The following is a 20,112-nucleotide window of genomic DNA, read 5'->3' as shown; positions in this document are numbered from 1 at the left end:
AGAGCATTAATTTCAGACAATTCACACTATACAAACAAAATAAATTTATTTATAATTCGAACCACAGCCTTTCACTCCAAAAAATGACATGTGCTGCGATATCTGCGACATCATTTTCAGTACGCTTAGGCTTGTACACCTCAATCCTAAATAGAAGGAGGATTCTATGAAACTGATTCACGTTCTTGCCGCTTTACCCTTTATCGGAATCTTACTCGGCATCCCTTTTGCAAATAAGGTGACCCCCTATGTGTTCGGCATGCCGTTTATTCTTGCCTATATTGTGATGTGGGCTCTTTTGACCTCTGCGCTGATGGCGATTGTGTATGTCCTCGACAAGGAAAATAAAAAGGAGGAAGCAGAATGAATGCAGCTCTCATCATCATCTTCGGTGTCCTGCTCTTGAGTATTTTTCTCGGTATACGCGCCCAAAAAGGAAAAGACATGAACCTGGAGCAGTGGACGGTCGGAGGGCGCGGCTTCGGAACTGTTTTCGTCTTCCTTTTGATGGCAGGCGAAATTTATACTACTTTTACGTTTCTCGGCGGCAGCGGCTGGGCCTACGGAAAAGGCGGTCCAGCCTTTTATATCATCGCCTACGGATGTCTGGCCTACATCCTTTCTTACTGGCTTCTTCCAGCAGTTTGGACGTACGCGAAACAGCATAAACTGATGTCGCAGTCTGATTTTTTCACAAAAAAATACAACAGTCCGCTGCTTGGCATTCTCGTTTCACTGGTCGGCATCGCCGCACTCATTCCCTATCTTGTACTGCAGCTGAAAGGCCTCGGGCTGATTGTATCGGAAACCTCGTACGGCAAAATCACCCCGACCGCTGCCATCTGGATCGGCGCTGTTTCCATCACGGTTTATGTTATGGTTTCAGGCATTCACGGGTCTGCCTGGATATCGGTTGTGAAGGACATCATGATTCTGGTTGTCGTTCTGTTTTTAGGTGTGTATTTGCCAATTCATTACTACGGCGGATTTCAAGACATGTTTCAGCAGATTGAAACGGCAAAGCCTGGCTTTCTTACGCTCCCCGAATCGGGACAAAGTGTGGCCTGGTTCAGTTCAACCGTACTCTTGACAGCGCTTGGTTTTTACATGTGGCCTCACACGTTTTCCGCTTCGTATTCAGCCGAAAACCCAAAAGTGTTTCGTAAAAACGCCATCATCATGCCTTTGTACCAGCTGGTCCTGCTCTTCGTCCTTTTCGTCGGCTTTGCGGCTATCCTGCAAGTTCCAGATCTGAATGGCGCAGACGGGGATTTGTCGCTTTTGAGACTGTCTCTGCAAGCATTTGACCCTTGGTTTGTCGGAATTATCGGTGCTGCCGGACTGCTGACAGCACTTGTGCCAGGGTCTATGATCTTAATGTCCGCCTCCACACTGTTTGCAAAAAATGTGTACAAGGTAATCGCGCCCCGCACGACAGAACAGCAAGTATCGGCGCTTGCTAAGTTTTTAGTGCCGGTGATTGCGCTGATTTCGGTGTATTTTACCTTCAAAGGCGGGAATACCATCGTTACGCTGCTTTTGATGGGCTACAGCCTTGTCACACAGCTATTCCCCGCCCTTTTGTTCAGCCTGCTCAAGCATAATATGGTGACAAAGCAAGGAGCTTTCGCCGGCATTATTGCAGGTGTCGGAGCAGTTACTTATATTACAATGACGGAAACGACGATCGGCACTTTATTTCCGGCTCTGCCGCAAGCCGCAAAAGACTTGAATGTCGGCATCGTCGCCCTGCTTTTGAATATCACGGTCATGATGGCAGTCAGCCTTATGACAAGGAAGGCGAAAAGCGCTGCGGCCGATCAGGCGGCCTAAGCATAAAAAAAGCAATCTGGACACCAGATTGCTTTTTCTTATTTACCGTTCACAGGCGATAAGATCTTTATCGCGGTCTTTGTTTTTATTGGCATCGTAAAGTGCCTTAGAAACGTAAGGCTTGTACTTCGTTTTTCCGCCTTTGTTTTTCACCTTCGATGTGCGGGCCACTCCGCCTTTGTATACTTTGTTTAGCTCCTTGCAGTTCTTATAGACCTTCACCTTTGTTTTGGCTTCCGCCACATGGCCAGCTCCGTATGAAAAACCGAAAACGAGACCGAGTGACAGCAAAACCGCCGCCGCTTTTTTCATGACGATTCACTCTCCCAACACCCAATATTTAGTTGATTTATAGCTCGAATTTATCATAATTCATATAGTCTTATTTGACAAGATAAATATGGAAGAAGGCTTTGTTTTTTCTTGTTTTCTTTTTCCTTCACTATTCAAACTGCCAAAACATGTTTTTCTGCTTATGCTCAGGGGTACACATACGAATGTACACCAAACAGAAAAGGAGCGTTGCTGATGTCTGATTCAAATCTTACGAATCCTATAAAAGCATTTTTTCATGATGAATTTCCCGAACAATATCAAGAACCGCCAGGCCTGCAAAAGAACATGAAGCCTGTCCCTGATTGCGGAGAAAAAAGCTACAAAGGATCAGGTAAACTAACGGGTCGAAAAGCGCTTGTCACGGGCGGCGATTCCGGTATCGGCCGCGCTGCCGCAATTGCTTACGCCAGAGAAGGTGCCGATGTGGCTATTAACTACTTGCCCGAGGAACAGCCAGATGCTGAAGAGGTAAAAGAGCTGATTGAAGCAGAAGGCCGAAAAGCAGTGCTGATCCCCGGAGACTTGAGCGACGAATCCTTTTGCCAAGATCTAGTCAAACAGTCGCATCACGAACTCGGCGGACTTGATGTGCTAGCGCTCGTTGCAGGCAAACAGCAAGCGGTCGAAAACATCGAAGATCTGCCTACTGAACAAATCTATAAAACATTTGAAGTGAACGTCTTTTCCCTTTACTGGGTTGTAAAAGCGGCGCTTCCGTATTTGCCGGAGGGAGCTTCAATTATCACAACTACCTCAGTTGAAGGCTATAATCCAAGCCCGATGCTGTTAGATTACGCAGCAACGAAAAACGCCATTATCGGCTTTACCGTCGGACTGGGAAAACAGCTTGCTTCCAAAGGCATCAGAGTAAATTCAGTTGCGCCCGGACCAATTTGGACACCGCTGCAAATTTCCGGCGGACAGCCGACGGAAAACATCCCGAAATTCGGACAAGGCACGCCGCCAGCTCCATTAAATCGCGCTGGGCAGCCAGTGGAATTGGCCGATGTTTATGTATTTCTAGCTTCAGAGAATTCAAGCTATGTGACATCTCAGGTATATGGCATCACCGGAGGAATTCCGACGGCATAGCTTTATGAAAGGAGCTGCCCTGTTCGGTCAGCTCCTTCCTATTTTTCTAATACCGTTCCCCGAGCTCACGCAAAATAAAATCATAAATCATCTTCGTCCGCTCTTCTTTCGGGTACAGCATAAATTCCTGTCTTTTCGGCACGCGGTGGTCGATTCTGTCTTGGAATTTGGTTCTGAGCCACGCTGTTCGGTATACCTGGTTCTCGAACGAATTATAAGAGATCGGCAGCTCCATCGTTTTCCCATTGGAAAACGTCACTTCCGTATCGTCGAATTCAGTCGCTTTGAATTCTTTTACATGCACATGGGAAATCCAGCCGCATTGGGGTCTTGTCGAAGAAAGTGTAGGGAATAAAAAGATTTGGTTCGAAGGGTCCACCATGATCGGCGGCTTGTGTGAAATTTTTGTCACTTCATAAGTTCCTGCTTTTCTTCCCGCATAGCTTGATCCAAAAAATCGGCAGCTTCTGTCGACAATTTGCAGCGGCTTCATGTTTACATAAAACACGCAATCTTTTTCAATAATTTTGGAACAGATTTTGCCGTCTATTTCTTCTGGCAGCACGGCAATTGTTGCGCCGTTCACTTCATACGATTCTAAAGGTGCGTCTGTTTTCTGACTCATATTATGGCCTCCATCCTTTTTCTGCAAAATTTATACTAATAATCTATCATCTGTTTTTGTAAAACGACAGGTTTTTTTAACATTTAAGATAAAATCATCTTTTAATGATATTTAATGGTACTAAATGACTAGTAATAAACCGATTTTACTTTCATAAGACTTGCCGGTTTACGGCATTTTGCAGGATATGTCGATAGATTGCCAAGTATTAGTTGTCTAAAAATTATAAAAATTTATTGATTTTTTCGACCGTTATCCATATACTATAAAAAAGGCATTGGGGGGATTCTTTATGAAAGAGAAAAAATCGTACACTGAGCTCATGAAGTCCCGCAACACGCAAAAAACAAAAGAATTCGATGTCACAATGACGGATATTTACATTCAAATGGTGCTCGATGAATCCTTGTATAACCGTCGGCTTGCCATGCTGACGGACCAAATTAACAAAGCCTTGGACGAAAAAGATAAAGATGCGTTTCTTACGCTCTCTAAAGAATATGCAGCGCTCAAGCAGAGCGAATAAGCCAATCCTTCAAGGATTGGCTTTTTATTATCCGTTCACAATTGTTCCGCCATTGACGTGAATCGTCTGCCCTGTGACGTATGTGGAATCGTCGCTGGCAAGGTATAGATAGCTTGGCGCCACTTCGACCGGCTGCCCCGGGCGTTCCATCGGCACGTCTGAACCAAACACTTCCACGTCTTTTGCGGCAAAGCTGGCCGGGATAAGCGGTGTCCAAATGGGACCCGGTGCCACTGCATTGACCCGTATGCCCTGCTGAACAAGCGACTGGGAAAGGGACCTTGTAAACGTAACGATCGCGCCTTTTGTCGCTGAATAATCGATCAGCGTTTTATTGCCTTTATAGGCGGTAATTGAAGCGGTATTAATAATAGAGCTCCCTTTTTTTAAATGAGGCAGCACTGCCTTTGTTAAGTAAAACATGGAAAAAATGTTTGTTTGGAAGGTTCTGATCAGCTGGTGGCTGGTGATTTTTTCAATGCTGGGCTGGACATGCTGCTCAGCTGCATTGTTAACCAATATATCAATGGATGGAAACACTTGGCTTGCCTGCCCGACCACATCATTGCAAAACGCTTCATCCCCGACATCTCCTGCAATCAGCAGGCATTTTACCCCTTCCTTTTCTACATACTGCTTTGTTTCCTCGGCGTCCTGATGTTCATTCAAATACACAATGACCACATTAGCCCCTTCTTTTGCGAATAACACCGAGACAGCGCGTCCAATCCCGCTGTCTCCTCCAGTAATAATAGCGGTTTTGCCCTCTAATTTTTTCGCTTTCTTCGGCTTATCAAAAACCGGACGCGGGTCCATCAGATATTCAAAACCAGGCTGCTGGTTCTGGTGCTGAGGCGGTAATGTTTTCTTTTTTTGATTCGCCAATGAAATCACTCCTTTTCAACCTTATTATGTTATGAACAATGCCTGCTTCCTATGTATGAAAAGATAGAATATGGAAAAATTAAGAATAAATCTGATTGGAGGTATAACGGCTTGGCTAATCAACATTTTGCAAAGGAAGCACCTGAAACATACTGGAAAACATCAACTGACCTGCCTTCTTTTCCTGCGCTTCAAGAGGACACTGAATGTGACGTCACCATTATCGGAGGCGGGATTACGGGAATCACAACGGCATATGAACTTACGAAGAGAGGCTTCCGTGTCGTTTTGATTGAAGCAAATCAGGTTCTTAACGGAACCACTGCGCATACAACTGCTAAAGTTACCGCACAGCATGACATGATATACGACGAATTTATCCGCCATTTCGGATTAAACCATGCGAGGCTTTATTATGAAGCAAACCAAAACGCAATTGATTACATAAAAGGCATTGTGGATGAACATCAAATTGATTGTGAATGGATCGAGCAAGACGCATATCTTTATACGGCAAATGAAAACGCTGTTCAAAAAATCCACACCGAGCATGAGGCATACACAAAGCTCGGAATTGAAAGAGACCTTATCAAGGATCTTCCAATTCCCTTAGGTTCTAAGCTGGCGCTTGTCATGAAGAATCAAGCTCAATTTCATCCGCTTCAATACTTAAAAGCGCTTCTGGAGCAAATTGTTCAAAAAGGCGGCCGAATTTATGAAGAGACCGTTGCGCTTGATATCAAAAAAGGCGAAAGGCCCGAAGTGGTAACAAAAAGCCGGCACGCCATTAAGAGCCGCTTTATCATATGCTGTTCCCACTTCCCTTTTTATGACGGAGGCGGATTATATGCTGCGAGAATGTACTCCGACAGATCTTATGTCCTTGCCATCAAGCCGAAGATCGAGTATCCCGAGGGCATGTATTTGAGTATCGATCAGCCGTCAGTGGCGCTCCGCTATACGGTTGTAAACGGTGAAAAGCTGATTCTCTTCAGCGGAGTAAGCCATAAAACAGGCCAGGGAAAAGCCATGTCTACACATTATGAAACACTGAGACAACTGGCCGAAAGCACCATCGGCATCGAAAGCATTCCATATTATTGGTCCACCCAAGATCTAGTGACGATCGACAAAATCCCGTTTATCGGGCCGATGTCGGAAAATGAGGACAATATTCTAGTAGCGACCGGGTTCAAAAAATGGGGCATGACGTCCTCAGCAGTCGCAGCCACTTTATTGTCAGACCTTGTGGAGAAAAAAGAAAACCCATACGAAAGCATTTTCACGCCGTCCCGTTTCCATCTGAATCCCGGGTTGCAGAAAGTGATTTCCTACAATGCAGATGTCGCCAAGCATTTGATAAAAGGAAAGCTTGAAAAGCCTGATGTCCAATTTGAAGACATTTCGCCAGGAGAAGGGAAAGCCGTCACCATAAACGGCAGGCGAGCGGGAGCATTTCGTGATGAGACAGGCTGCCTCCATCTCGTTGATACGACTTGTACCCATTTAGGCTGCGAGGTCGAGTGGAACGACAGTGAGCATACGTGGGATTGTCCGTGCCACGGATCACGCTTTAAGCCATCTGGCGAAGTTGTAGAGGGTCCGGCCATTAAACCATTAAAACAAATAGATCTCGATTAAACCGTTCATTTTAATGAACGTTTTTTCAAATATTTTTCATCTGCAGCTTCATTCATGTTTCCCTTGGCCGATAAAAAAGAAAAAGGCTTAAAAAGCCAAAAAGTAAAAATTATATTTTTCCCAAGGGGGATCATTGTATTGTTATTTAAAAAAGACAGAAAACAAGAAACAGCTTACTTTTCAGATTCAAACGGACAACAAAAAAACCGCATTCAGCTCACAAACAAACATGCAGATGTCAAAAAACAGCTCAAAATGGTCAGGTTGGGAGATGCTGAGCTTTATGTGTTAGAGCAGCTTCAGCCACTCATTCAAGAAAATATCGTAAATATCGTCGATGCGTTTTATAAAAACCTTGACCATGAAAGCTCATTGATGGATATCATTAATGATCACAGCTCAGTTGACCGCTTAAAACAAACGTTAAAACGGCATATTCAGGAAATGTTTGCAGGCGTTATCGATGATGAATTTATTGAAAAGCGTAACCGAATCGCCTCCATCCATTTAAGAATCGGCCTTTTGCCAAAATGGTATATGGGTGCGTTTCAAGAGCTCCTTTTGTCAATGATTGACATTTATGAAGCGTCCATTACAAATCAGCAAGAACTGCTAAAAGCCATTAAAGCAACAACAAAAATCTTGAACTTAGAACAGCAGCTTGTCCTTGAAGCGTTTCAAAGCGAGTACAACCAGACCCGTGATGAACAAGAAGAAAAGAAAAACCTTCTTCATCAGAAAATTCAAGAAACCTCTGGATCGATTGCCAATCTGTTTTCAGAAACAAGCAGATCAGTTCAAGAGCTTGTGGACAAATCTGAAGGCATTTCTCAAGCATCCAAAGCCGGCACTGTAACATCCAGCACTGTTGAAGAAAAGTCGATCGGCGGAAAAAAAGAGCTAGAAGTCCAGCAAAAACAGATGAACAAAATTGACACAAGCCTTGTCCAAATCGAAAAAGAAATGGTCAAGCTGGATGAAATCGCGCAGCAAATTGAAAAAATCTTCGGCATCGTCACAGGCATAGCTGAACAAACAAACCTTCTCTCGCTCAATGCATCTATTGAATCCGCCCGCGCCGGAGAACACGGCAAAGGCTTTGCTGTCGTGGCAAATGAAGTGCGGAAGCTTTCTGAGGATACGAAAAAAACCGTCTCTACTGTTTCTGAGCTTGTGAACAATACGAATACACAAATCAACATTGTATCCAAGCATATCAAAGACGTGAATGAGCTAGTCAGCGAAAGTAAAGAAAAAATGACGCAAATTAACCGCTTATTCGATGAAATCGTCCACAGCATGAAAATCAGCAAAGAGCAATCAGGCAAAATCGACGTCGATCTGCAAGCCTTTCTTGGAGGGCTTCAGGAAGTCAGCCGCGCCGTTTCCCATGTGGCCGCTTCCGTTGATTCGCTTGTCATCCTGACAGAAGAATAACCATCAAAAACCGGTCTGCCATACGGCCGGTTTTTTTGCGTTCATTATGTAAACTTAAATTAAAAATCAGTTGACATAATAATTACCTGCATTTATTGTATAACCATATTTGATTACTTTTTGGAGGATTTCACATGCTGAAATTAATCGACATGATGCATATTGCGATTTTCACCGCGCTGATGGCAGTGCTCGGCTTTATGCCCCCTCTCTTCTTATCCTTTACACCCGTTCCGATTACATTGCAAACGCTTGGTGTCATGTTGGCAGGCAGCATTCTCAGGCCAAAGTCTGCTTTCTTAAGCCAGCTTGTCTTTTTGCTGCTCGTCGCCTTCGGAGCGCCGCTGTTGCCCGGCGGACGAGGCGGTTTTGGTGTGTTTTTCGGACCGAGCGCAGGCTTTTTGATTGCTTATCCCCTCGCTTCATGGCTGATCAGTTTAGCCGCTAACAGGCTGCGGAAGGTGACAGTATTGCGTCTCTTTTTCACTCATATCGTATTCGGCATCATCTTTATTTATCTGCTTGGTATACCGGTACAAGCTTTTATCATGCATATTGATTTGTCACAGGCCGCCTTCATGAGCCTTGCATATGTGCCTGGTGATTTGATAAAAGCGGCTGTATCTGCATTTCTGGCGATAAAAATCACTCAAGCCTTGTCTCTTTCTGATACGATGTTTACAAAAGGAGGATGACAATACATGACAATTACTCATACCTATTCATCTACTGCCGAAACATCGCCCGGCCGTGTAGCGATCCAGACTGAATCGGAGCAAATCACGTACCATGATTGGGATCGGCTTGTCTCTCAAACCGCAAATTGGCTGCGGTCACAGCCGAGCATGCCGAATCGTGTGGCGATCCTGCTCCCAAATAGTCTCGCGTTTTTACAGCTGTTTGCCGGAGCCGCAGCGGCTGGATGTACGGCCATTCCCATCGACACACGCTGGAGCCCGGCTGAATGTAAGGAGCGGCTGTCCATAAGCAATGCGGATCTTGTGGTTACTTTAGCCTTTTTCAAAAACAAACTGACAGATAGCCAGACACCTGTTGTATTGCTGGATAACTGTATGGCAGATATTTCTGAGGCAGCCGCTGATCCCTTGCCTACCATTGATCCGGAGCACCCTTTTTATATGGGATTTACGTCGGGCTCGACAGGAAAACCGAAGGCCTTTACGCGATCTCACCGCTCATGGATGGAGAGCTTTACCTGTACAGAAACAGATTTTTCGATTTCATCAGATGATAAGGTTCTGATTCCCGGAGCGTTAATGTCCTCTCACTTCCTATATGGGGCTGTCAGCACTTTGTTTCTCGGAGGAACCGTTTGTTTGCTGAAAAAGTTTTCTCCTGCCAAAGCGAAGGAATGGCTGTGCCGTGAATCCATCAGTGTTCTCTATACCGTACCGACGATGACAGACGCCCTCGCAAGGATTGAGGGTTTTCCCGACAGTCCCGTCAAAATCATTTCATCCGGCGCAGACTGGCCGGCAGAATCCAAGAAGAAGCTTGCCGCTGCATGGCCTCATCTCAAGCTGTACGATTTTTACGGCACATCAGAGCTTAGTTTTGTGACGTTTTCTTCACCGGAAGACAGCAAACGGAAGCCGCATTCAGCGGGCCGCCCTTTTCATAATGTCCGGATCGAAATCCGCAACGCTGGAGGAGAACGCTGCCAGCCAGGAGAAATCGGAAAAATATTTGTCAAAAGCCCGATGAGGTTTTCCGGCTATGTGAACGGCAGCACACCAGATGAATGGATGACAGTAGATGATATGGGCTACGTTGATGAAGAGGGCTTTCTATACATATCAGGAAGAGAAAACGGGATGATCGTGTACGGAGGATTAAATATTTTCCCAGAAGAAATTGAACGTGTGCTTCTCGCCTGCCCAGAGGTTGAAAGCGCGGCTGTCGTTGGCATTCCCGACGAGTATTGGGGAGAAATCGCTGTAGCTGTCATTCTTGGAAACGCTAATGCCAGAACACTGAAAGCCTGGTGTAAACAGAAATTAGCCTCCTATAAAATTCCGAAAAAATGGGTGTTTGCAGACAGCTTGCCGGAAACGAGCAGCGGAAAAATTGCCCGTTCCAGAGTGAAAAAATGGCTGGAAGAGAGTGTACAGTATAAATGAATGCGGTTATTGTTGATGCAAAACGAACGATCTTTGGAAATCAAAACGGACTGCTGAAGCCCTTCCTGCCGGAGGATTTGGCGGCTCCCATCATCCGCTGTCTCAGCCGAAAGCTAGAGGATCAAGTTGACGAGGTCATTCTCGGAAACGCTACTGGCAGAGGCGGCAACCTGGCCAGACTGTCAGCCCTTCAAGCCGGACTGCCTTTATCGGTTCCCGGAATGACAATTGACAGACAGTGCGGCTCCGGCCTTGAAGCTGTGCGCTATGCCTGCAGCCTTATTCAAGCGGGAGCCGGCACGATGTATATCGCGGGCGGCTCAGAAAGCAGCAGCCAATCCCCTTTTTCAGAACGGGCTCGCTTTTCTCCAGATGCGATCGGCGATCCAGACATGGGCATTGCGGCAGAATATACGGCTGCACGCTATTCCATCAGCAGAAGCATGCAGGATGAGTACGCGCTTCTCAGCCATCAACGCAGCAGGAACGCGCATGATGAAGGATTTTACCGTGAAGAAGTTGTTGCTCTCGGGGAATTGGAGACGGACGAAGCATTTTTGAAAACGCGGCCAATAGAAGCGATTATTCCCCGTGCAAAGCCGGTTTTCGACACCAGCTCCGGAACAGTCACAGCAGCCAACAGCAGTGGCATAGCAGACGGAGCAGCCGCTCTTTTGGTAATGGAAGAAGAAAAAGCAGCAGCCCTGGGACTTAAGCCTGTGCTTCGGTTTATCGGCAGCGCTGTCAGCGGCATTCACCCCAACTTTCCGCCCGCGGCACCGGTTGTCGCGATTCGTCAGCTCTTACATACACACGATGTAACACCTGATGATATCGATTTATTTGAAATCAATGAAGCCTTTGCCGTCAAAATTTGTGTCTGCTCGCAAGAACTCGGCATTCCCTTTTCAAAAATCAATGTGCGCGGCGGCGCCTTAGCTCTTGGCCATCCGTACGGTGCATCAGGTGCAGCTCTGGTAACCAGATTGTTTTATGAAGCGAAAAGACGGCCAGACTGTCAATATGCTGTTGCAGCCATCGGAAGCGGCGGCGGAATCGGACTGGCTTTATTATTTGAAGTTCTTGCATAGGCTTTTTCATAGGACACACGCTTTCGATTTAGTATAATAGCGATATGAATAAAGTCAGGAAGGGGATTTTATGACAGCCGTTTGTTTAGTAAGACATGGAGAAACCGATTGGAACCTGCAGCAAAAATGCCAAGGCAAAACCGATATCCCGCTAAACGCAACAGGTGAACGCCAAGCAAGAGAAACCGGAGAATATGTAAAGGACTTTTCTTGGGATATTATTGTGACGAGCCCGCTGAAAAGAGCGAAAAGAACCGCGGAAATTATTAATGAATATCTGCATCTTCCGATAGTCGAGATGGATGATTTTAAGGAACGCGATTACGGCGACGCGGAGGGCATGCCGCTGGAGGAACGGACAAAGCGCTATCCAGATAACATCTATCCGAATATGGAAACCTTAGAAGAACTCACTGACAGGCTGATGGGCGGTTTGGCAAAAGTGAATCAGGCGTATCCAAACAAGAAGGTGCTGATCGTGGCGCACGGTGCGGCAATTCACGCCCTGCTGACAGAAATATCCGGCGGTGACCCGGAGCTTCAAAGCACCCGTCTCGTCAACGCCTGCCTCAGCAACATTGAATTTGCAGAAGAAAAATGGCGGATAAAAGACTATAATATCAACAGCCACTTATCCGGCTTTATCAAATAAGAAAAAGACAGGCGTTTGCCTGTCTTTTCTTTTATTTCTTAGCAGCCGGCATCTCTTTTTGAAGCTCGTCCAAAATGGCATTCGCCCCGTCTACACTGCGGCGCAGAGACCACACCGCACGATCCACGTGGTATACATGCCCGTTTTTCACTGCCTTCAGTTTTTTCCAAAGGACATTCTTTTCGATCGGGCGTTTACCGTCGGCGTCGAGGTCATCTGTTTTTCCTGTCATCAGGATGATCACATCCGGATCTGTTTTCAGCAGCTGCTCCAGTGTCATTTTCATATTCACAGAGTCGCCGCCATTGCTTGAATCGCTATTGCCTGACGTACTGATTGCATATCGGTAGCCGACCTGTGTTAAAAGTCTCGATGTAAAGAAGTTTTCATCCCTGGCCATAATGGTATCATTTGTATTTCCGATCAAAAGCACGGACTGGCTGTTCGCGCTGATTTTCTGCTTTGTCTCGCTAAGCTTTTCTTCATGCGCCGTCAGCTTTTTCTCCATTTCCTTCTCCTTGCCGACTGCTTTTGCAATCGTAAGCGAAGCGTCAATTGTATCCTGATAATCAGCATTTAAATTATTAAGTGCAATCGTCGGCGCTATTTTTTTCAGCTGATCGTACACCTTCTTATGCCGGGTCGTGTCAGCAATAATTAAATCGGGTTTTAATGAAGCGATTTTTTCCATGCTTGGCTGTGAGCGAGTGCCGACAGATGTGTAGCCGTCAATTTTCTTCAGCACATCCTTGTTGATCAGCTGCTTCGCTTTGTTGTCATCGGCAACCCCGACAGGCGTAATGCCGAGATCAAGCAGTGTATCAATAAAACCTAGCTCAAGAACAACAACCCGCTTCGGATGCTCAGGCACATTTGTCTTCCCTAAATCATGTGTTACCGCCACTTTATGTTCTTTACTGTTTTGATTGCCGCTTGAAGACGAGCAAGCAGCCGTTAAGACAGAAAGAAGTAAAACTGTAAGAATAATCAGTGTTTTTTTCATATGTTCCAGTCTCTCCTGTTGGTAGTTTCTATGGTTAAGATGTCCAAGAGTAGTATAACACGGAATGAGAATCATTATCACCAATTATTTTTAAAATGAGAAGAGAAAGTTCGGCTTACAGGAAAATCTTGTTTCGCGACACAGCAGTTCAGCAGCTGATCATCCTGTCCACAAAAAAGCTTGCAGAAAAATAACATTCTCTGCAAGCTGATCCTGTTAAAGCTTCACAATCACTCTTCCTTGAATGCGATTTTGCAAAATATCTTTTAACGCACCCGGCGTTTCTTCCAATGATACTTCCCTGTCCACGATGGTCAGCAGCTGATCAGGCTTGAGATCAGAAGACATGCGCTCCCAAACAGCGGCTCTGACGTCCATCGGACAATATACTGAATCGATTCCGAGCAGGCTTACTCCGCGAAGAATAAAAGGATACACGGTTGCCGGAACTTCTCCTCCGCCGGTTAAGCCGCTCACTGCGACAGATCCGCCGTATTGAATTTTGCTTAAAAGCGAGGCAAGCTGTTTTCCGCCGACTGGATCAACCGCTCCCTGCCATTGCTGCTTGGACAGCGCCTTAAGCGTTCCGTCATAGACATCTTCCCTGCTGATTACTTCGCTTGCACCAAGCTGTTTCAAATAATCAGCCGCCTCCCGGTTTCCGGTACTTGCCACCACATCATAACCCCGCTTGTTCAGCATCGATACCGCAATTCCGCCGACACCGCCGGTTGCTCCTGTGACTAGCACGCTGCCTTTTTCCGGAGACAGACCGTTCTGTTCAAGCCGATGCACTGATAACGCCGCAGTAAATCCCGCCGTTCCGTACACCATCGCTTCTTTTAACGAAAGATTCTGTGGCAAAGGCACCAGCCAGTCACCAGGCACCGAAGCGTATTCACTTAATCCGCCATCACGTGAGACACCGAGCTCATAGCTTGTCGCGATCACCTCATCCCCCTCCGCAAAACGCGGATCATTGGAAGAGACGACCGTACCCGCAGCATCAATGCCTAAAATAAGCGGATACTCTCTGACGATATTGCCTCCTGCTTTTCCGGCCAGACCATCTTTGTAATTAATGCCGGAATAAGCAACTTTAATCAGGACACCATCCTTCGGCAAATCCTCTGTTGATATGGTTTTCACATGGACTGAAACATCATCGGCATTTTTTTCTGCCTGCAAGGCTTGAAATAACGTTGACATTCGGCACACTCCTTTTCATTTATATCGTAACCGAAGAACGTTCAAAAAACCAAATCATCAAGCCGCCATTTTCACTTCGCCGGCACATTGAGACAATAATGGACAAATCCGGTATCCTCTTCATAGCCGTTTTGCTCATACAAGCTTCTTGCCTTCCGGTTGTGGTGCTCAGTCTGAAGTGTTAAACATTTTGCCCCGTTTTGCCCTGCATAATCCTTTGCGGCAGAAAGCAGCCGGCCGCCGGCTCCCTTTGTACGCGCATGAGGAACGACAAATAAGTCATTTAATATGTATATCCTTTTCATTGACACAGAAGAAAACGTTGGATAGAGCTGGGTAAAGCCTATGAATTCTCCATTTTCTTCTGCTATCAAAATAACAGACTCGTGATTTTCCAAACGAGCTTTCAAAAAAGCCTCTGCCCCTTGCAAATCGGATGCCTGTCTATAAAATTCCCGATATTGGTTAAACAGCGGCGCAATGGCGGCCGCATCTGATGTCTTTGCTTGGCGAATGTTCATCTTATTTCTTCCTCCCTCTCAATAATTTTTTCATTCTATCCCTTTTCTGTAAAGTTTATTTTTCAGAATACTTTTATCATCATGCTTTGAAAAAATATCACGATAATATCCATTGTTCTCACGGAAGCACACGCAGGTCATTTGAACGAATTTTTTCGACAGGAATTTGCCGGGACTCAGGAGCATTTAACCTAAAAAAGCATGACATTTCAGCATAATGAACATTTACTCATGTCTATTTTCGTTCTTTTCTGTATGAAAATAGTTATTTCGAGTCTCTACGGAAATAGCGAGAGATGATATACCTAAATAGAGATAAAATCATCTCAAAAAAATGGGTCTACTAAAATATTATTCCATCTATTACAATAAATTCACAGAATAGTCTTTTAAGTAAGTCTACTCTGAATTTTTTTAAAAGGAGAGGGTAAAGAGTGAGAAGCAAAAAATTGTGGATCAGCTTGTTGTTTGCGTTAACGTTAATCTTTACGATGGCGTTCAGCAACATGTCTGCGCAGGCTGCCGGAAAAAGCAGTACAGAAAAGAAATACATTGTCGGATTTAAACAGACAATGAGTGCCATGAGTTCCGCCAAGAAAAAGGATGTTATTTCTGAAAAAGGCGGAAAGGTTCAAAAGCAATTTAAGTATGTTAACGCGGCCGCAGCAACATTGGATGAAAAAGCTGTAAAAGAATTGAAAAAAGATCCGAGCGTTGCATATGTGGAAGAAGATCATATTGCACATGAATATGCGCAATCTGTTCCTTATGGCATTTCTCAAATTAAAGCGCCGGCTCTTCACTCTCAAGGCTACACAGGCTCTAACGTAAAAGTAGCTGTTATCGACAGCGGAATTGACTCTTCTCATCCTGACTTAAACGTCAGAGGCGGAGCAAGCTTCGTACCTTCTGAAACAAACCCATACCAGGACGGCAGTTCTCACGGTACGCATGTAGCCGGTACGATTGCCGCTCTTAATAACTCAATCGGTGTTCTGGGCGTAGCGCCAAGCGCATCATTATATGCAGTAAAAGTGCTTGATTCAACAGGAAGCGGCCAATATAGCTGGATTATTAACGGCATTGAGTGGGCCATTTCCAACAATATGGATGTTATCAACATGAGCCTTGGCGGACCTACTGGTTCTACAGCGCTGAAAACAGTCGTTGACAAAGCCGTTTCCAGCGGTATCGTCGTTGCTGCCGCAGCCGGAAACGAAGGTTCATCCGGAAGCACAAGCACAGTCGGCTACCCTGCAAAATATCCTTCTACTATTGCAGTAGGTGCGGTAAACAGCAGCAACCAAAGAGCTTCATTCTCCAGCGCAGGTTCTGAGCTTGATGTGATGGCTCCTGGCGTGTCCATCCAAAGCACACTTCCTGGAGGCACTTACGGCGCTTATAACGGAACGTCCATGGCGACTCCTCACGTTGCCGGAGCAGCAGCGTTAATTCTTTCTAAGCACCCGACTTGGACAAACGCGCAAGTCCGTGATCGTTTAGAAAGCACTGCAACATATCTTGGAAACTCTTTCTACTATGGAAAAGGGTTAATCAACGTACAAGCAGCTGCACAATAATAGTAAAAAGAAGCAGGTTCCTCCATACCTGCTTCTTTTTATTTGTCAGCATCCTGATGTTCCGGCGCATTCTCTTCTTTCTCCGCATGTTGAATCCGTTCCATGATCGACGGATGGCTGCCTCTGAAAATCTTCACAAGCACCGGAGGATCAACCTGGCTCAGCCCCGTCACGGCCAAATCCTGAAACGTTTTAACAGCGGCTTCTCTGTTCTCTGTCAACTCGATCCCATACTGGTCAGCCTTATTCTCCTGATAACGCGAGACAGCATTAGAAAAAGGCGTAACCGCAAAGCTCAAAACAGAAAACAAAAGCAATAACAGCGGAAGTGCCGCAAGATCATGCCGCCCTTCTAAATGAAACATGCTGCGGGTTAGGCGAACCGTCCGCTTGTAAAGCTTATCAATGACATAAAATCCGGCGAGCGACACGAGCAAATAGCCAGCCAGACCGATGTAAACGTGCTTCATGACATAATGGCCCATTTCGTGGCCCATAATAAACAGAATTTCTGAATCGTCAAGTTTGTTCAGCGTCGTATCCCACAATACAATCCGTTTATTGGCCCCAATTCCTGTAACATAGGCATTCAGCGCATTTGTTTTTTCTGACATGTTCACTTCATATACATGGTCAGCCGGAATATTGGCTTCATCTGCCAGCTCTAAAATTTTGCTTTCAAGCTCTTTGTTTTTCAGCGGATAAAAATCATTGTATAAAGGATCGATAATGACCGGCTGAATAAAAAACAGAAACAGCGAAAACGGCACTGTTAACAGCCAGGCGTATAACCACCATTTTTTTTCATGCCTTTTGATCAGCCAATAAAAAACGAGAACGCAAAGCGTAAAGATTGGAAAGCTGATCCAAAAGCTGATAACCTGATCCTTAGCCCAGCTGGCCGTTGTCTGTGTGGAAATGTTATAGTCAAGCGATACTTGATAGCCTATCCAATCTAAAGGCAGCGTCACCAATGTTGTAATCAGCGAAAGCACAAACACAAAACCAACGGTCTGCAAAAACCGAAAAGGCACGGCCGCTTCGATCCATTTCTTGATTTTCTTTGAAACACCGCTGACAAGCAGAACAAAAAACAGAAACCAATCAAGTGGTACCCCGATAAAAAATAAAAAATTCTTGACATTCGAATACTGCTCGGCCACTGCCAACTCAGACGGCTTCATGAAAGAAGCCGGATCAGCCTGCGTCCCTTTCACGGCTTCCGGTATTGCGGAATCACCCGACAGGAAAAAATACCAATAAAAAAACAGCCCGTACAGCACGTAAGCAAGTCCTGCTGCCGCAATCCACTTGCGCATAACGCCTCACTCCTCACATCAACCCGTTACTTCTATTGTAATCATAAATTCAAATTCTTAGAACCAAGCTGTGTTCCGCACTTTTCCACCCTTTTAAGCATGGAAACCCCGATCGCTGGGAAAACTAACAATGTTTGGAGTGATGCAAATGAAAAAAATAGTGGCAGCCATCGTGGTAATCGGTCTTGTGTTTATCGCATTTTTTTATCTTTACAGCCGATCAGGCGATGTGTATCAATCGGTAGACGCGGATTTGATCACACTGTCTTCAAGCGGCCAGGAAGATATCGAGATTGAAAAAAGACAGCACGTCAAAGATATGCTGGATATTATGAATCAGGGAAAACAGGTGAAGACAGAAAAAACATCAGCCCCTGATTACGAAGGGACAATCAAGTTTCATAAAGACCGGTATGACTCATTCAGACTATGGATTGACGGCAGCCAGCAAGCCGTTTTTTTGAAGGATGGCACATACTACAAATTAAGCAAAAATGATACAAAGGCGCTGCTAAATATTATTAAAAAAGAAGCAAAGGATTGAAAATGAAAAAGCGAAGCTAACCGCTTCGCTTTTTCATTTTATTGGGGCAAAATATCTCTCAGTGCCCGTCTGAGCATTTTCCCCGTCGCATTTTTCGGAATATCGTCAAGAAACGTAATGGCGGCAGGCCGCTTGTATTTTGCCAGATGCTTTTCGCAGTGCTGCATGATGTCCTCCTCTGTTACCCCAGAGCGTTTCGGCACCACATATCCCTTTACCGCTTCCCCGCTTTGGGGGTCCGGCACGCCGATGACAACCGCCTCCTTGACGTCCGGATGGCTGTACAGCACCTCCTCCACCTCCCGCGGATACACATTGTATCCTCCTACAATGATCATGTCTTTTTTCCGGTCAACAATGTAAAAATAGCCGTCCTCATCCCGTCTTGCCAAGTCCCCCGTATAAAGCCACCCGTCTTTTAATGCATGCTCTGTTTCCATCGGCATTTTATAATAGCCCTTCATCACATTGGGGCCTTTCACGATCAATTCGCCGACCTGGTGAGCGGGCAGCTCGCGTCCGAGCGGATCTACGACCTTGTTTTCGACATGTAAGATACTTGTCCCGATGGAGCCCGGCTTTCTGCCCCTGTCAAACGGGTTAAAGCACGTGACGGGTGATGCTTCCGAGAGCCCGTAGCCTTCCAAAATGGTAACACCGAATTTTTCTTCAAACGCCGTCAGCAACGCGACTGGCATGGACGCGCCTCCCGAAATGCACAGCCGGATCGAAGAAAAATCATCTTTCTTTCCGTTTTCATGCTGAAACAAGTAGTTATACATTGTAGGCACACCGGCAAAAATGGTCGCCTGCTGCTGCTTAACAAGCTTAAAAACAGATGCCGGACTGAATTGAGGCTCAATCAATACAGTTGCGCCGCTCATCAGCGGTGCATTCATACAGACGGTTAAACAAAACACGTGAAACATGGGAAGAGCGCAGACCACATTGTCCCTCTCATCCATTCCCAAATAGCCTGCGACATCGTTGGCATTGCTGTACAAATTCTGATGTGTCAGCATCGCGCCTTTCGGTTTTCCAGTCGTTCCTGACGTATATAAAATAACCGCGGTATCATCAGGTACAGGTTCTTGGTTTTGTTTAGCGGCAGATGTCGGCCGCAATATTTTTGCAAACGTTGTCATTTTCATCCTGACCTCTGGGTCCGCAGCTTCCGGCTCGGCCTCCCCCGTCTGGCATAAAATGACGAGCTCAACCTTTGGCAGCGATTCATGCATGCTCTCATAAAGCGGCAAAAGCTGGCTAACGCCCACGATTGCCTTTACATCGCCATTTGTCAGCATATAACCAATTTCTGTCGGCGTGTACAACGGATTGATGGGAACAACTACGATCCCAGCTTTTAAAGCGCCAAAAAACGCGATGATAAAATCAGGCGAATTGCCAAGCAGCAAAGCTAAATGGTCCCCTTTCTCCATACCGGCTTCCTGAAGGCCGTCCGCAAATCGCTGAATATATTCATTCAGCTCTTGATACGTCATCATGTGATCTTTAAACCTGCATGCGATGCTGTCGGGCTTCTCAGATGCTGTTTCTTCCAATTTTGAAACAAGATTCATTCTCCCACCCCTTAAGTGAATGAATAGTCATTCATTATTGAAGCCAAGCTTTCTTCTCCATTATAGAGAAACAGAAAAAAACACTCAAGAGCAAAAA

General features: G+C 45.6%; 20 protein-coding genes. 12 read left to right on the top strand and 8 right to left on the bottom strand.

The window, feature by feature from the left end; genetic code table 11:
- Window positions 1–166: 166 nt before the first annotated feature.
- On the top strand, window positions 167–367 hold the full coding sequence (gene yhjC / locus BSU_10460) for a hypothetical protein (RefSeq protein ID NP_388927.1): 201 nt from the start codon (window positions 167–169) through the stop codon (window positions 365–367).
- Window positions 364–1,833: a putative Na+/metabolite cotransporter gene (yhjB, locus tag BSU_10450; protein ID NP_388926.1), complete on the top strand. Its 1,470-nt coding sequence runs from the start codon at window positions 364–366 to the stop codon at window positions 1,831–1,833. The genes yhjC and yhjB overlap by 4 nt, the downstream gene beginning before the upstream one ends.
- 42 nt (window positions 1,834–1,875) lie before the next feature.
- Here the strand turns inward: yhjB and yhjA are convergent, their stop codons facing one another.
- Window positions 1,876–2,145: a hypothetical protein gene (gene yhjA, locus BSU_10440; protein ID NP_388925.1), complete on the bottom strand. Its 270-nt coding sequence runs from the start codon at window positions 2,143–2,145 to the stop codon at window positions 1,876–1,878.
- Between the two features lie 216 nt (window positions 2,146–2,361).
- Here yhjA and yhxD point away from each other — a divergent pair, with 216 nt between their 5' ends.
- Window positions 2,362–3,261: a putative oxidoreductase gene (gene yhxD, locus BSU_10430; RefSeq protein ID NP_388924.1), complete on the top strand. Its 900-nt coding sequence runs from the start codon at window positions 2,362–2,364 to the stop codon at window positions 3,259–3,261.
- A 46-nt stretch (window positions 3,262–3,307) separates the two neighbouring features.
- Here yhxD and comK read toward each other — a convergent pair whose 3' ends face one another.
- Window positions 3,308–3,886 (bottom strand): competence transcription factor (CTF), encoded by a 579-nt coding sequence (comK, locus tag BSU_10420; RefSeq protein ID NP_388923.1) that lies wholly within the window; start codon window positions 3,884–3,886, stop codon window positions 3,308–3,310.
- Between the two features lie 292 nt (window positions 3,887–4,178).
- Between comK and yhzC the strand changes: the two genes are divergently transcribed.
- On the top strand, window positions 4,179–4,412 hold the full coding sequence (gene yhzC, locus BSU_10410) for a hypothetical protein (RefSeq protein ID NP_388922.1): 234 nt from the start codon (window positions 4,179–4,181) through the stop codon (window positions 4,410–4,412).
- Between the two features lie 27 nt (window positions 4,413–4,439).
- Here the strand turns inward: yhzC and yhxC are convergent, their stop codons facing one another.
- The gene (gene yhxC, locus BSU_10400) at window positions 4,440–5,297 is read right to left on the bottom strand and encodes a putative oxidoreductase (RefSeq protein NP_388921.1); all 858 of its coding nucleotides are present in this window, start codon (window positions 5,295–5,297) and stop codon (window positions 4,440–4,442) included.
- 111 nt (window positions 5,298–5,408) lie between these two features.
- Between yhxC and yhfW the strand changes: the two genes are divergently transcribed.
- From yhfW to phoE, 6 genes are all read left to right on the top strand, one after another.
- On the top strand, window positions 5,409–6,938 hold the full coding sequence (gene yhfW / locus BSU_10390) for a putative oxidoreductase with Rieske [2Fe-2S] center (protein ID NP_388920.1): 1,530 nt from the start codon (window positions 5,409–5,411) through the stop codon (window positions 6,936–6,938).
- Between the two features lie 138 nt (window positions 6,939–7,076).
- Window positions 7,077–8,375 (top strand): heme-based dioxygen sensor, encoded by a 1,299-nt coding sequence (hemAT, locus tag BSU_10380; protein ID NP_388919.1) that lies wholly within the window; start codon window positions 7,077–7,079, stop codon window positions 8,373–8,375.
- A gap of 134 nt (window positions 8,376–8,509) precedes the next feature.
- Window positions 8,510–9,070: a biotin transporter gene (gene bioY / locus BSU_10370; RefSeq protein ID NP_388918.1), complete on the top strand. Its 561-nt coding sequence runs from the start codon at window positions 8,510–8,512 to the stop codon at window positions 9,068–9,070.
- 6 nt (window positions 9,071–9,076) lie between these two features.
- Complete coding sequence (yhfT, locus tag BSU_10360) at window positions 9,077–10,516, top strand: putative long-chain fatty-acid-CoA ligase (proofreading for biotin synthesis) (protein ID NP_388917.1); 1,440 nt, start codon at window positions 9,077–9,079, stop codon at window positions 10,514–10,516.
- Window positions 10,513–11,607 carry an acetyl-CoA C-acetyltransferase gene (yhfS, locus tag BSU_10350; protein ID NP_388916.1) on the top strand — a complete coding sequence of 365 codons (1,095 nt, stop codon included), beginning with the start codon at window positions 10,513–10,515 and terminating at the stop codon, window positions 11,605–11,607. Before yhfT ends, yhfS begins: the two co-directional genes overlap by 4 nt.
- Before the next feature lie 70 nt (window positions 11,608–11,677).
- Window positions 11,678–12,259 carry a promiscuous phosphatase; putative (phosphoglycerate) mutase gene (gene phoE / locus BSU_10340; RefSeq protein ID NP_388915.1) on the top strand — a complete coding sequence of 194 codons (582 nt, stop codon included), beginning with the start codon at window positions 11,678–11,680 and terminating at the stop codon, window positions 12,257–12,259.
- Window positions 12,260–12,290: 31 nt separating this feature from the next.
- Here the strand turns inward: phoE and yhfQ are convergent, their stop codons facing one another.
- The 3 genes from yhfQ to yhfO all read right to left on the bottom strand — a co-directional run bounded on the left by yhfQ (window position 12,291) and on the right by yhfO (window position 14,992).
- A complete protein-coding gene (gene yhfQ / locus BSU_10330) occupies window positions 12,291–13,262 on the bottom strand; it encodes an iron(III) siderophore-binding lipoprotein (protein NP_388914.2) in 972 nt (323 codons plus the stop codon).
- 216 nt (window positions 13,263–13,478) lie between these two features.
- Complete coding sequence (gene yhfP, locus BSU_10320; RefSeq protein ID NP_388913.1) at window positions 13,479–14,471, bottom strand: putative oxidoreductase; 993 nt, start codon at window positions 14,469–14,471, stop codon at window positions 13,479–13,481.
- Between the two features lie 71 nt (window positions 14,472–14,542).
- On the bottom strand, window positions 14,543–14,992 hold the full coding sequence (gene yhfO / locus BSU_10310) for a putative N-acetyltransferase (protein NP_388912.1): 450 nt from the start codon (window positions 14,990–14,992) through the stop codon (window positions 14,543–14,545).
- Window positions 14,993–15,426: 434 nt separating this feature from the next.
- Here yhfO and aprE point away from each other — a divergent pair, with 434 nt between their 5' ends.
- On the top strand, window positions 15,427–16,572 hold the full coding sequence (gene aprE, locus BSU_10300) for a serine alkaline protease (Ca(2+)-dependent subtilisin E) (protein ID NP_388911.2): 1,146 nt from the start codon (window positions 15,427–15,429) through the stop codon (window positions 16,570–16,572).
- Between the two features lie 38 nt (window positions 16,573–16,610).
- Here the strand turns inward: aprE and yhfN are convergent, their stop codons facing one another.
- On the bottom strand, window positions 16,611–17,891 hold the full coding sequence (gene yhfN, locus BSU_10290; RefSeq protein ID NP_388910.1) for a putative membrane metalloprotease: 1,281 nt from the start codon (window positions 17,889–17,891) through the stop codon (window positions 16,611–16,613).
- A gap of 148 nt (window positions 17,892–18,039) precedes the next feature.
- On the opposite strand from yhfN, the gene yhfM reads away from it, so the two are divergent.
- A complete protein-coding gene (yhfM, locus tag BSU_10280; RefSeq protein ID NP_388909.1) occupies window positions 18,040–18,435 on the top strand; it encodes a hypothetical protein in 396 nt (131 codons plus the stop codon).
- 38 nt (window positions 18,436–18,473) lie between these two features.
- Here yhfM and lcfB read toward each other — a convergent pair whose 3' ends face one another.
- Window positions 18,474–20,015 (bottom strand): long-chain fatty-acid-CoA ligase (degradative), encoded by a 1,542-nt coding sequence (gene lcfB / locus BSU_10270; RefSeq protein NP_388908.2) that lies wholly within the window; start codon window positions 20,013–20,015, stop codon window positions 18,474–18,476.
- Window positions 20,016–20,112 lie beyond the last annotated feature (97 nt).

Origin of the sequence: Bacillus subtilis subsp. subtilis str. 168 (genome assembly GCF_000009045.1) — a bacterium.
In the GTDB taxonomy this organism is placed as follows: domain Bacteria; phylum Bacillota; class Bacilli; order Bacillales; family Bacillaceae; genus Bacillus; species Bacillus subtilis.
Note: the sequence above shows the minus strand (reverse complement) of the source record. Positions and strands in the feature narration are given on the sequence as shown.